General features: G+C 63.5%; 12 protein-coding genes and 1 pseudogene. 9 read left to right on the plus strand and 4 right to left on the minus strand.

The features are described from left to right. Positions 1-11 precede the first annotated feature (11 nt). From NKJ76_RS24930 to NKJ76_RS24940, 3 genes and pseudogenes are all read left to right on the plus strand, one after another. Positions 12-562: pseudogene (locus tag NKJ76_RS24930) on the plus strand (chloramphenicol phosphotransferase CPT family protein). Positions 563-725: 163 nt separating this feature from the next. Then, positions 726-1,865, plus strand: coding sequence for a sterol desaturase family protein (locus tag NKJ76_RS24935; protein WP_502902339.1), 1,140 nt, complete (start codon positions 726-728; stop codon positions 1,863-1,865). 79 nt (positions 1,866-1,944) lie between these two features. Continuing rightward, positions 1,945-2,697, plus strand: coding sequence for a Stf0 family sulfotransferase (locus NKJ76_RS24940; protein WP_352538596.1), 753 nt, complete (start codon positions 1,945-1,947; stop codon positions 2,695-2,697). Here the strand turns inward: NKJ76_RS24940 and NKJ76_RS24945 are convergent, their stop codons facing one another. The 3 genes from NKJ76_RS24945 to NKJ76_RS24955 all read right to left on the minus strand — a co-directional run bounded on the left by NKJ76_RS24945 (position 2,698) and on the right by NKJ76_RS24955 (position 6,368). Next, positions 2,698-5,040 (minus strand): response regulator, encoded by a 2,343-nt coding sequence (locus NKJ76_RS24945; RefSeq protein ID WP_031355711.1) that lies wholly within the window; start codon positions 5,038-5,040, stop codon positions 2,698-2,700. A gap of 85 nt (positions 5,041-5,125) precedes the next feature. Then, complete coding sequence (locus tag NKJ76_RS24950) at positions 5,126-5,311, minus strand: hypothetical protein (protein WP_023684018.1); 186 nt, start codon at positions 5,309-5,311, stop codon at positions 5,126-5,128. Between the two features lie 37 nt (positions 5,312-5,348). Continuing rightward, on the minus strand, positions 5,349-6,368 hold the full coding sequence (locus NKJ76_RS24955; RefSeq protein ID WP_352538597.1) for a LacI family DNA-binding transcriptional regulator: 1,020 nt from the start codon (positions 6,366-6,368) through the stop codon (positions 5,349-5,351). 218 nt (positions 6,369-6,586) lie between these two features. Here NKJ76_RS24955 and NKJ76_RS24960 point away from each other — a divergent pair, with 218 nt between their 5' ends. The 6 genes from NKJ76_RS24960 (at position 6,587) to NKJ76_RS24985 (ending at position 13,344) form a co-directional block, all read left to right on the plus strand. Continuing rightward, positions 6,587-7,420 carry an inositol monophosphatase family protein gene (locus tag NKJ76_RS24960; RefSeq protein WP_352538598.1) on the plus strand — a complete coding sequence of 278 codons (834 nt, stop codon included), beginning with the start codon at positions 6,587-6,589 and terminating at the stop codon, positions 7,418-7,420. Positions 7,421-7,480: 60 nt separating this feature from the next. Beyond that, complete coding sequence (locus NKJ76_RS24965) at positions 7,481-8,506, plus strand: ABC transporter substrate-binding protein (protein WP_502902343.1); 1,026 nt, start codon at positions 7,481-7,483, stop codon at positions 8,504-8,506. An 89-nt stretch (positions 8,507-8,595) separates the two neighbouring features. Then, a complete protein-coding gene (locus NKJ76_RS24970) occupies positions 8,596-10,800 on the plus strand; it encodes an ABC transporter permease (protein WP_502902340.1) in 2,205 nt (734 codons plus the stop codon). 14 nt (positions 10,801-10,814) lie between these two features. Next, the gene (locus NKJ76_RS24975; protein ID WP_352538600.1) at positions 10,815-11,915 is read left to right on the plus strand and encodes an ABC transporter ATP-binding protein; all 1,101 of its coding nucleotides are present in this window, start codon (positions 10,815-10,817) and stop codon (positions 11,913-11,915) included. Between the two features lie 98 nt (positions 11,916-12,013). Further along, the gene (locus NKJ76_RS24980; RefSeq protein WP_023673089.1) at positions 12,014-12,487 is read left to right on the plus strand and encodes a carboxymuconolactone decarboxylase family protein; all 474 of its coding nucleotides are present in this window, start codon (positions 12,014-12,016) and stop codon (positions 12,485-12,487) included. Continuing rightward, complete coding sequence (locus NKJ76_RS24985) at positions 12,487-13,344, plus strand: sigma-70 family RNA polymerase sigma factor (protein WP_352538601.1); 858 nt, start codon at positions 12,487-12,489, stop codon at positions 13,342-13,344. Before NKJ76_RS24980 ends, NKJ76_RS24985 begins: the two co-directional genes overlap by 1 nt. A 115-nt stretch (positions 13,345-13,459) precedes the next feature. Here NKJ76_RS24985 and NKJ76_RS24990 read toward each other — a convergent pair whose 3' ends face one another. Beyond that, a complete protein-coding gene (locus NKJ76_RS24990) occupies positions 13,460-14,044 on the minus strand; it encodes a TetR/AcrR family transcriptional regulator (RefSeq protein ID WP_023818413.1) in 585 nt (194 codons plus the stop codon). Positions 14,045-14,144 lie beyond the last annotated feature (100 nt).

Consider the following 14,144-nt stretch of genomic DNA (forward strand, 5'->3'; position numbering starts at 1 on the left):
GAGGGGGCGACATGACGGCCAAAATCGTCCTGCTTAATGGCGTCGGCAGCGCCGGCAAAAGCTCGATCGCCAGGGCGCTGCAAACAATCGCCACCGAGCCCTTCCTGCATGTCCAGATGGATGCTTTCATCGACATGCTGCCGCCGGCGCTGCAGGATCATGCCGACGGGTTTTCCTTTGAGACCGTGCTGGAAGACGGCAAGCCGTCGGTGGTGATCAGGAGCGGGCCGGTCGGCGCGCGAGCCATGCGCGGCATGCGCCATGCCATCGCCGCCATGGCCGGGCAAGGCAACAATCTCATTGTCGACGACGTGATCTTCAATGACGAGATAGCGGAGCACCGCATGCTGCTGTCGGGTTTCGACCTGCATCTGGTCGGCGTCATGGCGCCGCTGGAGGTGCTGGGAGGCGCGAGGCCGCGCGCGCCGACAGGCTGCCTGGCCTGGCGCGCTGGCAATATGGACGCGTCCACAACGGCATAGACTACGACCTCGAAGTCGACACCAGCCGGCTGACGCCGCTTGAATGCGCCCGTCGCATCCAGGAAAGATTCCGACTATAGTGGCCGGTGTTCTTTTGTTGCAATCATAGCTCTTCCAATCGCCCGAAAGCGATAGTCACCCGTCATGTGCAGGGTCGTGGCGATTAAATATTAATGAGCCCTGCTGTAGCAAAAGAGGTCGATATCTCGACGAGAGCTTTTGCGATCGTCAAAAAGGCGGGGCATGGGGGCGGTGGCAAATTTCCTTAGACGCGTTGTAAGTGAACTTGAAACGCCGCGCGCCAAACGGCCGTTCGGTTCTGGCTGGCTGTCCGGCTCGATTGGCTTGCTTGCCGGGGTCACCGCCCTGCTGATGGTCATCGTGCTGCGCTACCCGTCGCTTACATCGATGCCGGATCTGGCCCCCATCCACCAGATGCTGTTCTTCAAGCCGGTGCTCTATTTCGTCCTCATCTCCGGCTATATCCTGGCGATCCTCAGCATGACGCTGCGCAGGCAAAAGACGCTCGGCGCGGCAGCGATGTTCACTGTGCTGCTGGCGTCGCTGGTCGGCATGCTTCCGGTGCGCCATCAACTGCACATCGAAGGGGTGTTCTTCGGGCTTGATTTCTTCATCCTGAACGCCCTGTTCATGGGTGTGCTGTTCGTTCCGCTCGAACGTCTTTTCGCGCGCAACAAGGATCAGACCGTGTTCCGCGACGAATGGCGCGAGGACCTGTTCTACTATCTGGTCTCATCGCTGCTGGTGCAGATTTTGACCTACCTGACCTTGGCGCCGTCCAACTTCGTCAATGCGCAGGGCGCCCTTGGTTCGGTGCGCGCCTGGGTCCACGACTTGCCGTGGCTGGTGCAACTGCTGGCGGTAATGTTCCTGACCGACTTTGCCCAGTATTGGGTGCATCAGGCCTTCCATCGCATTCCCTGGCTGTGGAAGTTCCATGCCGTGCACCATTCCGCCAAGTCGATGGACTGGATTGCCGGTGCGCGCATGCATTTCCTGGAAATCATCGTGCTGCGCAGCCTGACGGCCACCCCGATGTTCGTGCTGGGGTTCGATGAATCGGCTATCCAGACGTATATATTGATCGTCTACGTCTATTCGTCTTTCATCCATTCCAACATCGGAACCAGTTTCGGTCCAGTCGAAAAGGTGCTGGTGTCGCCGCGTTACCACCACTGGCATCACGGCCTCGAGAAAGAAGCGATCGACGTAAACTTCGCCATCCATTTCCCGCTGCTCGACCGGCTGTTCGGTACCCACCATATGCCTGAAGGACGCTGGCCGAACGGCTACGGCATTCACGGACATCCCGTTCCGAACGGATACTGGCAGCAATTCCTCTATCCCTTCCGGCGCGGCTAGACTGGATCCATTAGCGAAGCGCGCGTGTCACCGCGCCTGGCGAGGTAGCCCAATCCATGACAAGCGACAGAGCCCCCAGATGCGTGACGGCTACATAATCTGCGGCACGCCGAGAACCGGAAGCACATTGCTGTGCGGTCTGCTGGCATCGATGAAAACAGCCGGCGATCCGCACTCCTTCTATAGGCGGGAGGACAAGGCGGAATGGGCCGAAGAGTGGAAATTGCCGCATCCCGAGACGATGAGCGCGCATGATTTCGACCTCGCCTATCTCGGTGCGGCAATCAGCGCGGGAAGGGGCGGAACGGGCGTCTTCGGCTTGCGCCTGATGCGGGAAAACCTGGATGAACTCTCGGCAATCCTCGACCGGATCTACCCAGACCTGCCATCGGACAAAGCACGCTTTGAAAAGGCCTTCGGGCGGGTCCTCTACATCCATCTTTCGCGCGAAAACAAGCTGGCGCAGGCGGTGTCGCTGATCAAGGCCGAGCAGACCGGGCTTTGGCACATCGCGCCCGACGGAACCGAGATCGAACGAGTCGCACCGCCGCAGGAACCCCGCTACGATTTCAAGCGGATCCAGCGCGAGCTTGCCGAACTCGAAGCCTATGACGCGGGCTGGAACGTCTGGTTCGCGGAGCAGGGGATCGTCCCGCTGCGCATCGGCTATGAGCGCCTGTCAGGCGATCCGGCAGCGGCATTGGCATCCATCTGCAAGGCCCTGGGCGTTCCGGCGCCGAATGCCGCCGACGTAAAGCCGGGCGTCGCCAAGCTCTCGGACGAGATTAGTCTGGACTGGATGCGCCGCTATCGTCTGGACGCGGCGATTTGATCAAGCCCTCTTTACCGCGACCGTTTCGCTGAGCCATGTGCCGATCTTGCTGCCGAGGCGGTCGGGCGACACCGGCTTGGGCAGATAGTCGTCCATTCCGGACTCGATACATTTGTCGCGGTCGCCCTTCAGTGCGTGCGCGGTGACGCCGATGATTGGTGTGTGATTGCCACTCGCTGCCTCCGCCGCCCGGATGGCGCGGGTCGCCTCGTAGCCGTTCATCTCCGGCATGGAGACGTCCATGAGAATCAGCTTCGGCCGCAGCGCCCGGTACATCTCGACGGCCGTGCGGCCATTGCTGGCGATGCGGTAGCTGAGGCCAAGCCCATTGAGGATCTGGCCGAACACCAGCTGGTTCACGTCATTGTCCTCGGCGATCAGAATATCGATCGGGCCGTTTGGCGTGGCGATCGATTCAGGCACTGTGGCCGCCGGAATTGCCGGGCCGCGAATGACGGTGAAGGCGGGTGGCGTCACGGGTGCCGCCTGCGGAACAACAGGCTCGCGAACGAACTGGGCCTTGCCGATCTGGGCCCGCGCTTTCTGGATGGCCGAGATGACGGTGCCGAGCAGGATGGCCGAGCGCGCCGGCTTGGTGAGATGCGCGGCGATGCCGAAATCGATGACCATCTTGCCGAAATCGACCTGGTCGACGGAGGTCAGCAGCACCACCGGGATGGCGGAGAGACGGCTGTCGGCGGAAATCGCCTTGGCGACATCGGCGCCGTTCATGCCGGGCATCTGGTAGTCGAGGATGATGCAGTCGACCGCAGCACCGAGTTGGCTGGCCCGGTCTAGAAAGGCGAGGCCGACGGCGCCGCTTTCGGCGGCCGCGCAGTCGAAGCTCCAGCTTCTGAGCTGCTCCAGCAAGATCTCGCGGTTGACCGGGTTGTCGTCGATGACCAGCACGCGGGCGCCGGTGACATCGACCGGCACGATCTCGTTGCGCGTGTCCTGCTGATGCGCCGGCAGCGGCACGGCGAACCAGAACACCGAGCCGCGGCCGATCTCGCTTTCGACGCCGATCTTGCCGCCCATCAGGTCGATGAGGCGGGCGGCGATGGCAAGGCCGAGGCCGGTGCCTTCATGGCGGCGCGTCGACGAGCCGTCGACCTGCGCGAATTTCTCGAACACGTTCTCGAGCTTCTCGGCAGGAATGCCGATGCCTGTGTCCTCGACGCGGACCTTGAGCTGGACCATGCCGTCGACCACCTCGCCGCCGACATCGATCAGCACATGGCCCTTCTCGGTGAACTTCACCGCATTGCCGAGCAGATTGGTGACGATCTGACGGAACCGTCCGGCATCGCCGACGACATGGGCAGGCAGGCGCGGGTCGACGCGCACGATCAGCTCGAGGTTCTTTTCGGCGACGCGCGCCGACACCAGTGTGGCCACGTCCTCGACCGCTTCGGCAAGCCGGAAGGGTGCAGGATCGAGCGTCAGCTGACCGGCATTGATCTTGGAGAAATCGAGGATGTCGTTGATGATGGTGAGCAGCGCATTGCCGGACTTGACGATGACTTCGGTGAAGGTCTTCTGGCGCGCGTTAAGCTCGGTCTTGGCGAGCAGTTCGGCCATGCCCAGCACGCCATTCATCGGCGTGCGGATCTCATGGCTCATATTGGCCAGGAATTCCGATTTGGCGCGGTCGGCCGCTTCGGCCTTGAACAAGGATGCGGCGGATTCGGTGAAGGCGCGGCGGATCGCCTTTTCCATCGGCCGGAAGATCCAGAGGGCAACGATGGCAAGAACCGCGAACAGAAGGCCGCTTGCCCACAACAGCAGCCTGTCGCTGGAGGCGTCGGCCAGATGGCGTTCGCCATCCATGGCGGTACGCACACGCACCAGCATCGGCTGGACGAACAGGTCGTTCTGGTTGAGGATTTCGCGCGAACTCCATTCGTCGGTCTGTTGCGCCGCTGACATCAGGTTGAAGTTGCGCACGATGTCGCGCGACGACCAGAACAGGTCGCCGTTGACGGCGGCCGACGAGAGTTCGTCCAGCGTTTTGGCCGACAGGCTCGGCTTGATCGCGGCCAACTCCGCGGACAGTGTTTCGATCTCGCTGGTCAGGCGTTGCGAATGGCCGCGCGCGGCGGCGGCAAGGCCGTCACGGGTTTCGGTGCGCCAGGTCGTGCTGGCGGTTTCGGCAAAGCTGGAGGCGTTGCGCAGGTCGCGGGTGAAGACGACGAGATTGCTGCTCAGCGCGTCGATGTCGTGGCGGAAGGAATTGACGCGATTGAGCGCAAACATCACCGCGGTGGAAGCCAGCGCAAAGATGAGCAATCCCGAGATGTAGCGGATCCGGATCGAGCGGATGAAGAAAGAATATTCCGGCATGCGCAACCCCAACACATACGCATCATTTTAACGGTCGGGATTACGCTTGATTTACATTAAAATTCCGTTCGCGCCTGGCGGGCCGTCAAGATCCTGGCTGCACGTGCCCGGAGTTGGCGCCATAGAGGGTGGCATCGCATTCGCGCATCATGCGCAGTGCTTCTTCCTCGGTCAGGCCAAACTTGCGCATCATGCTCCGGATTTCGGGGCCTACAGCTATCTCCACCGGTCTTGCCGCCTGGCGGGTCTTCCTGGCCTTTTTCTTGGACATCAGTACGTTTCCCGTCTTGACCGACACATGTTTCGCATCAGCCCTGGCCCGGCCTCACCGTGCTGCGCCAGACCATGGGCGCATGGCAGATCAGACGGCTGCCAGCCTCCTCCCGCGCGCCGGTCGCGAGCCGCACGGCGCGCCTGGCGATCTCCTCGATCGGCGGCGAGAACGTCGTCAGCCGGTAAGAGGCCCAGTCGGCCTGTTCAATGTCGTCAAAGCCGATGACGCAGAGATCGCGGGGTACGCTGATGCCGAACTCGTGGCGGGCCGCATCGAGAAAGCCGCACGCAATCAGGTCGGTCACGCAGAACGCCGCATCCGGTCGCTGCCGGCCGGAAAAGAGCCGCCTGGCGCCATCGGCTCCGGTGGCATAGCCGGTGCGGCCCTCGCGCCACACGGTCACCTCCAGCCCTTCCTTCTGCGCGGCGGTAAGGAAGGCGGTTTCGCGGGAGAGCAGGCTGGGCGTGCCGGCAGCCGAGGTCACCAGGGCGGGGCGGGTACAGCCGGCCCGGATGAAGGCATGCAGCGCTGCCTCTGCGGCTGCAGCATTGTCGACACCGATATTGTGCGGGCCGTCGAAGCGGTCATCGCGATTGATCAGCACCAGCCGCTGGCCGCTCTCAAGACAGGTGCGGATCAGCAACTGCGGCGGCGAGCCGGACAGAACGATGCTCGCATCGGCGCGATAGTTCAGCGTGTTGCGCAGCGCCTGGTCGACATGGTGGCTGGGGCCGGAGGTGTTGAACACCATGGCCATTTTGCCGGCGTCCCGCAGATGTTGGGTCAGCGCCTTCTGCAGGCGGGCATGATAGGGCGTGTCGCCATCGGCAACGATGAGGCAGACAATGCCGGTCGAGGCCCGCATCAGGCCGCGAGCCAGATGGTTGACGTGATAGCCGAGTTGCTCGGCCGCCAGCATCACCCGCTCGCGGGTTTCCCCGGAAACGGAAGCGCCGGGCGTGAAGGTACGTGACACGGCCGAGCGCGAAACCCCGGCGAGGTCGGCAACCTGCTGGGCGCTGGAAAAACCGGTGCGGATTCTCGGAACCGTCAAGCGAACGCTCTCGCTGCTGTTTTCGTGATTCTTTGCACGCCCGTGCAATGTAATGCAACTCTTCTGCCATTGCCACCCACCGCACTTGACAGGCATGGCGGAATGCAACAGCTTTGCACAGCCGTGCAATACAAGCCGGCTCAAGAGTGGCATCGGAGGAATACCCTGTCCATTTCGCCGAAGACGGCATTGAGGGCGCGATTGTCCGGACCGGCTGCATGAGCAGGGCGGCGGCGCATCCGAAGGCGGACCGGCTGTCCAAGGCCGAGATGGACAGGCGTGCCGAGGTCTGCCGGAAACTGCTTGTCACGGCCGGGCAACTGGCGATGGAAGGCTATGCCCGGCAGGGCGCCGTCCAGCCGGTGGCGATGAAAGGCCCGCAGGATTTTCTCACTGAAACCGACGGCAAGGTCGAGGAGCACATCCGCGCGACGCTGGCAGAGGCTTTTCCGCAGGACGGGTTTTTGGGCGAGGAAGGCGGCGGCATCGGCTCTGCCCGCATGTGGGTCGTCGACCCGATCGACGGCACCGCCAATTTCATGCGCGGTATTCCGCATTTCTGCATTTCGATAGCTTTCGTAGAGGACGGCCGCAGCGAGATCGGCGGCATTGCCAATCCGGCCATCGGCGAAACGTATTTTGCCCGTCGCGGGCAAGGCGCTACTCGCAATGGCGCGCCGATCCATGTGTCGCCGACGAAAGCGTTCGACCGCGCCTTTGTCGAATTCGGCTGGTCGCCCAGGATTCCCAATCGCGACTATCTGGACAAGGTGAGCCTTGTCTGGGCACTCGGCGCCAATGTGCGGCGCTCCGGCTCCGGAGCGCTTGGGCTGGCCTATGTGGCCGACGGCCGCTCGGATGCCTATGCCGAGCTGCACATCAATTCGTGGGACTGCCTGGCCGGATTGCTGCTGGTGGAGGAGGCCGGCGGCCGGGTGAACCGGTTCCTCGACGGCGACGGCATGGCGAAGGGCAATCCCGTGCTTGCGGCAGCACCCGGTGTTGCGGCGACATTGTCCCAGGTGATCGGAGTGCCGCTCGACGACGGGTAGATCGTTTCAGTGTGAAGATAGGGAGGAATATCGATGAAGACATTTGACAGTAAGCAAGGCTTGTGCGCCGCCTGGCTTGGCCTTGGCGCGGCGCTGGCCATGTTCGGATTGGCGGGTGCCGCCCAGGCGGCCGACGGCAGCCTAACAATGTATTGCGCCGTCGACGAGGCCTGGTGCCGGGCGATGGCGACCACCTACCAGAAGGAGACGGGCGTCAGCGTCGACATGACCCGCATGAGCGCCGGCGAAATCTACGCCCGCCTCCGGGCCGAGAAGGACAATCCGCAAGCCGATATCTGGTGGGGCGGCACCGGCGACCCGCATCTGCAGGCGGCGGAAGAGGGCCTCACCCAGGAATACAAGTCGCCGCAACTGGCAAACTTGCGCGACTGGGCGCTGAAGCAGGCCGACAGGTCGAAGAACCGCACGGTCGGCATTTATCTCGGTGCACTCGGCTATGGCTACAATGAGGAAGATCTGAAGCAGCACGGGCTGACCGCGCCGGCGTGCTGGGCCGATCTGGTCAAGCCGGAATTCCAGGGCGAGATCGAGATGGCCGACCCGAATTCATCGGGCACGGCCTGGACCATGCTTGCCACCATCGTCCAGCTGATGGGCGAGGACAAGGCATTCGTCTATCTCAAGCAGCTCAACAAGAACATCGCCGAATACACCAAGGCAGGGGCCGCGCCGGCGCTCGCCGTCGGCAAGGGCGAGACGCTGATCGGCATCTCCTTCCAGCACGACGTCATCAACGCGGCCAAGCAGAACCCGGCGGTGAAGGTGGTTTCGCCTTGCGAGGGCACCGGCTTCGAGATCGGCTCGATGAGCATCGTGACGGGCGCCAAGCATGTCGAAAAGGCGCAGAAATTCTACGACTGGGCGCTGAGCCCGGACGCGCAGAAGCTCGCGGCGCCGAACGGCAGCTTCCAGATCCCGTCGAACACCGCCACGCCGGTGCCGCCCGAGGCGCCGGACCTCTCGAAGATCAAGCTGATCGACTACGACTTCGCCAAATACGGCTCGTCGGCCGAACGCAAGCGGCTGTTGAAGAAGTTCACGGATGAGGTCCGCAATGGCGGCTGAGCGCGTTCTTTCGAGCTCACTCTAGCATCTGATCGCCGGCTGCCCCTCGCGGCAGCCGGCGCACCATCCTTGGCACAGAAAGACATTGAATGGCCGCGGCCGGTTCCATGGTCAGTTCCGCTCCTGGACGCAGCGCGCTCGCCTGGGTGATGGCCGCGTGGGCGAGCTTCGTGCTCTTGCCTTGGTACAAGGTCGAAGGCGGCTTCCTGTCGTTCGACTGGCTGGCACAGCCGGCGGATGCGACGCCGGCCATCATGCTGGCGCTCGGTGGCCGGCCCTGGCTGTTGCCGCTTGTCCTGCCGCTTCTGCTGGCGAGCTGGCTGGTGGCGCGCAACAACCCCAAGAGCCTGGCGGTTGCAGGCGCGGCGGGCCTGCTGTGGCTGGCCATCGAAGGCTTTTCCATCATCCATTCGGGCTGGGGATTTGGCTTGCTTACCCAGATCGCCGGCACGCCGGGACCGATACAGCCGGGGCTCGGCTGGGGTGCGGCGCTCTATGCCGTGTCGATGCAGATGTTCATCGCCGAGGCGCTCGCCGCGCGCGGCTGGTGCAAGGGCGACCGTTTCGTCGTCGGCTCGCTCTCAATCGTGATTGCTTCGCTGATCCTGTTCGTCGCCTATCCGCTGCTGTCGATCCTCACCTCGGCCATCAAGGATAATGACGGCAATGTCGTGCCGGCGCTGTTCTTCGAAAAGATCTTCAGCGCCAATATATGGAGCCTGCGCTGCCTCTATGGCGAGGGCTCCTGCGGCGTCGCGTGGAACACGGTGGCGATCGCAGTCCTCGTCGGCTTTTTCTGCACGGCGCTTGGGCTGGCTCTGGCGCTGATTGCGCTTCGCACCAAGCTGCCGGCCAAATGGCTGCTGCGCGGCCTGTCCATCCTGCCGATCATCACGCCGCCCTTCGTCATCGGCCTGGCGCTGATCCTGCTTTTCGGCCGCGCCGGCATCGTCACCAACCTCATGTCGGTGCATCTCGGCATTCCGCGCAGCCGCTGGATCTATGGCATGGCCGGCATCACCATCGCGCAGGTGCTGGCCTTCACGCCGATCGCCTTCCTGGTTCTGGTCGGCGTGCTGCAAGGGGTCAGCCCAAGCATGGAGGAAGCATCACAAACCCTGCGCGCCAGCCGCTGGCGCACATTTCGCACCGTCACCTGGCCGTTGATCCGGCCAGGGCTGGCCAGCGCCTTCCTGATTTCGTTTATCGAGAGCATGGCCGATTTCGCCAATCCGCTGGTGCTGGGCGGAAACTTCAACGTGCTGTCAACCGACATCTTCTTTGCTGTGGTCGGTGCGGCGCACGACCAGGGCCGCGCGGCGGTGCTGGCGATCGTCCTGTTGATGTTCACGCTGGCAGCCTTCGTCATCCAGCGCCGCTGGATCGGCAGCCGCAGCTACGTCACCGTCGCAGGCAAGGGCGATGGCGGCGTACCGGCGACGCTGCCCAAGGCCTTGCGGATCGGCTGCTACGCCGCCGTCGTTCCGTGGCTGGTTCTGACCATCGTGGTCTACGGCATCATCCTGTGCGGCGGTTTCGTGCAATCGATCGGGCGCGACAACACGCCGACGCTCGAATATTTCCTCACCGCCTTTTCGATCGAGAAAGGCGTCAATGGCTGGTTTTTCAGCGGCTCGGCCTGGCCGTCGCTGCTGATGACCATCGGCCTGGCGCTGGTGGCGATGCCGTTCACCGCGGCGCTCGGCATCCTGACGGCCTATCTGCTCGACCGGCAGCGTTTCGCCGGGCGCACCATGTTCGAATTCCTGGCGATGATGAGCTTTGCCATTCCCGGCACGGTGATCGGCGTCAGCTATATCCTTGCCTTCAACGTGCCGCCTGTGCAGTTGACGGGCACCGGGCTGATCATCGTCATCTCCTTCATCTTCCGCAACATGCCGGTGGCGATCCGCGCCGGGCTCGCCAATCTCGGCCAGATCGACAAGAGCCTGGACGAGGCATCGCTGACGCTTGGGGCGCGGTCTTTTGCTACCTTGCGGCGGGTGATCCTGCCGATCCTGAAGCCGGCGATCGTGACCGCGATGATCTACAGTTTCGTGCGCGCGGTGACGGCGGTCAGCGCCGTCATCTTCCTGGCGAGCGGCCGGTTCAACCTCGCCACGGTCTACATTGTCGGGCGCGCAGATGTCGGCGAATACGGCATCGCGATTGTCTATTCGGCGGTGATGATCGTCGTCATGATGGTCATCCTCATCGGCATCCAGCTGCTGGTCGGCGAACGCCGGCTCGGCCGGCGCCGGCCTGGTCCGGAAGCCGTTGTGGCAGCAATCTGATGGGGAGAAGCGGCGTGGATCAGACGGCGAAGACTGCTGCCCCGGTTGCGACGGACAGGCCAGCGGTGCGGTTCGAGGGCGTCACCAAGAAATATGGCGCGGTGACCGCCGTCGACAATGTCAGCTTCGACATCGCGGCGGCCAGCCTGGTGACGCTGCTCGGGCCCTCGGGTTGCGGCAAGACCACGACGCTCAGGCTGATCGCCGGGCTGGAACAGACCAGCACCGGGCGCATCCTGATCGACGACAAGGACGTCACCTTGCTGTCCGCCGCCGAGCGCGATGTCTCCATGGTGTTCCAGTCCTATGCGCTGTTTCCGCATATGAACGTGATGGAGAATGTTAGCTACGGCCTGCGGGCGATGGGGCTTGGCAAGGCGCAGGCAGCCGAGCGCGCCGCCGAAAAGCTGTCGCTTGTCGGCCTGTCCGGCTACGAGAAGCGCCAGCCGAGCGAATTGTCCGGCGGCCAGCAGCAGCGCGTCGCGGTGGCGCGCGCCATCGTACTGGAGCCGAAGGTGCTGCTGTTCGACGAGCCGCTGTCCAATCTCGACGCCAAGCTGCGCCGGCGGGTGCGCGACGAAATCCGCGGCCTGCAGCAAGATCTGGCGCTGACCATGGTCTATGTCACGCATGACCAGGAAGAGGCGCTCGCCGTCTCCGACCGCATCATCGTCATGAACGCCGCTCGCGTCGCCCAGGACGGCACGCCGCGCGACCTCTACAACGAGCCGACCAACCGTTTCATCGCCGACTTCATGGGCGACGCCAATCTGCTCGACGTCGAGGTGCTTTCCAGCAGTGCGACCAGTGCCAGGGTCAAGGTCGGACCCTTGCTGCTCGACATGCCGGCTCGCGGTAACGCTCCGGGGCCGGCGATGCTCGCTGTGCGCCCGAATGCCGTGCGCATCTTGCCCGGCCAGCCAGCGGGCACCATGAAGGGCCAGGTGGTCAAGAGCTCGTATCTCGGCGACCACATGGAATACCGGATCGCGATCAGCGATCCGGCGGTCGAACTGTTCGCGACATCGCCTGATGTCACACCCGCCGTGGCGGAAGGGACGATGGTCGGGATCGATTTCGATCCGGCGAAGATCGTGCTGATCAAAGACGATTGAACGCGCCGGGAAAGCACCTTCGAAAAAATCCAGCCTGAATGTCACACCGGCCGGACCTGCCTCGTCATGATGTCGTATCCAACACAAGGACTGCAATCATGACCGCCAAGATCGACCTCTTCGCCGCCGCCCCTGCGCTGATCAAGCAGTGGCAGCGTGCATCGACCGAACTCTCCGTCGCCGCCGGGCTCGAGCACAGCCTCAACGAGCTGGTGAAGCTTCGGGCGTCGCAGATCAATGGCTGCGCCAACTGCATCAACCTGCATGCCACCGAAGCCCGCGAGAATGGCGAGACCGAGCAGCGCATCTATCTGCTGCCGGCCTGGCGCGAGGCGCCCTGCTACAGCGACCGCGAGCGTGCCGCGCTCGGCTGGACCGATGCGCTGACGCGCCTCTCGGAAGGACAGGACCGCGAAAGCGCCTATGATGATCTTAAGGCGCATTTCACCGAGGAGGAGCAGGTGAAGCTCACCGTTTTGATAAACATCATCAATGGCTGGAACCGCATCGCCGTTGGCTTCGGGCTCTACACCGACGCAGCAACGATACGCGCCAGCGCCAAGGCGGCCTGATGACGGCGACGGCACCCGACGACGCGGCAGCGGGCTTCGGCCCGCTGCGTCCGAAGCTGATGCGGGTCGCCTATCGCATGCTGGGCTCGGTGAGCGACGCCGAGGATGTCGTGCAGGATGCCTTCATCCGCTGGATGGGGACCGACCGCTCGCAGGTTCGCGAGCCAGAAGCGTTCCTGCGCCGCACGGTGACGCGGCTTTGCCTTGACCAGCTCAAATCCACGCGGCGCCAGCGCGAGACCTATATCGGCCCTTGGCTGCCCGAGCCGATCGTCGAAGAGGACGATCTTGAAGATGTCACCTTGCCGCTGATGTTGGCGCTGGAGCGGCTTTCGCCGCTCGAGCGGGCGGCCTTTCTCCTGCACGATGTGTTCGGGCTGGAATTCGAGGAGGTCGCGACCGCCATCGAGCGCGATTCAGCCGCCTGCCGCCAGCTTGCCGCTCGCGCACGGGGCCATGTCCGCCAGGCGCGGCCCCGCTTCAAGGTGGAGAAGCAGCGTGGCCTGGAGATCGCCGAAGCTTTTTTCGCGGCATCGCGTAGCGGCGACATGCAGGCGCTCGGCGCGCTGCTGACGGAAGATGTCAGCGCTCATGCCGATGGCGGCGGCAAGCGTTCGGCGGCTTTGGCGCCGGTGCTGGGCTTCGACGCCGTCATGAAACAATACGCGCAAGTCGCGGCCTGGCTGCGCGACAATCGCTCGACGCTGGTGCGCATCGGCTTCGTCAATGGACTGCCGGGGTTCGTCACGCGGGAGGCCGATGGCGAACTGCAGACGACCGCGCTTGACATCGAGGACGGGAAGATCGCGGCCGTCTATGTCATGCGCAATCCCGACAAGCTCAGGCATCTGCGTTAGACCCGATTGAATCGGAGCGAAATACCGGTTCGGCCCGCCTCCAAAAGCCGGCCCTTCCTGTGTGCGACCCGAGGACGATGTCAGGGCTGCCCTTTGCCGCTGCCGCCACCGACCTCTAGGATGCCTTCTCGCCGTCACGTGGCTGGATCAGCCTGCGCGCGGCATCTGCTCCTGCCGCAAGGAAGCGATCCGACAATTCGGTCCCTGCCACCGCGCGGGCCAGTTGAAGCGCGCCGATGAGGGTCGCAAAGACGCCCATGGCAACGCCTTCCGGATCCCTGGCCTGCGGAAGCGCTGCAGACAACTGGCGCACCAGAACCAGCAAGCGTTCGGTATAGACTTGTCGCGTTTCGAGCGGCTGACGCGCGAGTTCCGGGAGCAGCGCGGCGTTGGCGCAGCCCGTTCCCGGGTTGTCCCGGTGCGCAGCTGACAGATACGCCGCTATGCCCATCTCCGGACCACCGGCGGCCAATACCTCCTGCAGTTGCTGCACCTGGCTCTCCAGTGCCGCTACAAGGCTTTCACGCACGAGCTCCGCCTTGGACTGGAAATGCGGATAGAAGGCTCCGTTCGTCAGTCCGGCGTCGCCCATAATGGCTGCCAGTCCGGACGCGGCGATGCCGTCACCGCGAAAACGCTGGGCTGCGACCTCCACGATGCGATCGCGGGAGGCGTCCTTTCGGCCCTTTTCGTAGCGCATGGCTGTTATTCCTTTCTGCTATTGCATTACGGTCGTAATTTGATATTATGATCATAATTCAACCAGCGAACGAAAGCTAGCCCCAGTGGCTTTGGAGCAT

The sequence above is a fragment of the Mesorhizobium sp. M0029 genome (assembly GCF_040323735.1).
Lineage (GTDB): Bacteria > Pseudomonadota > Alphaproteobacteria > Rhizobiales > Rhizobiaceae > Mesorhizobium.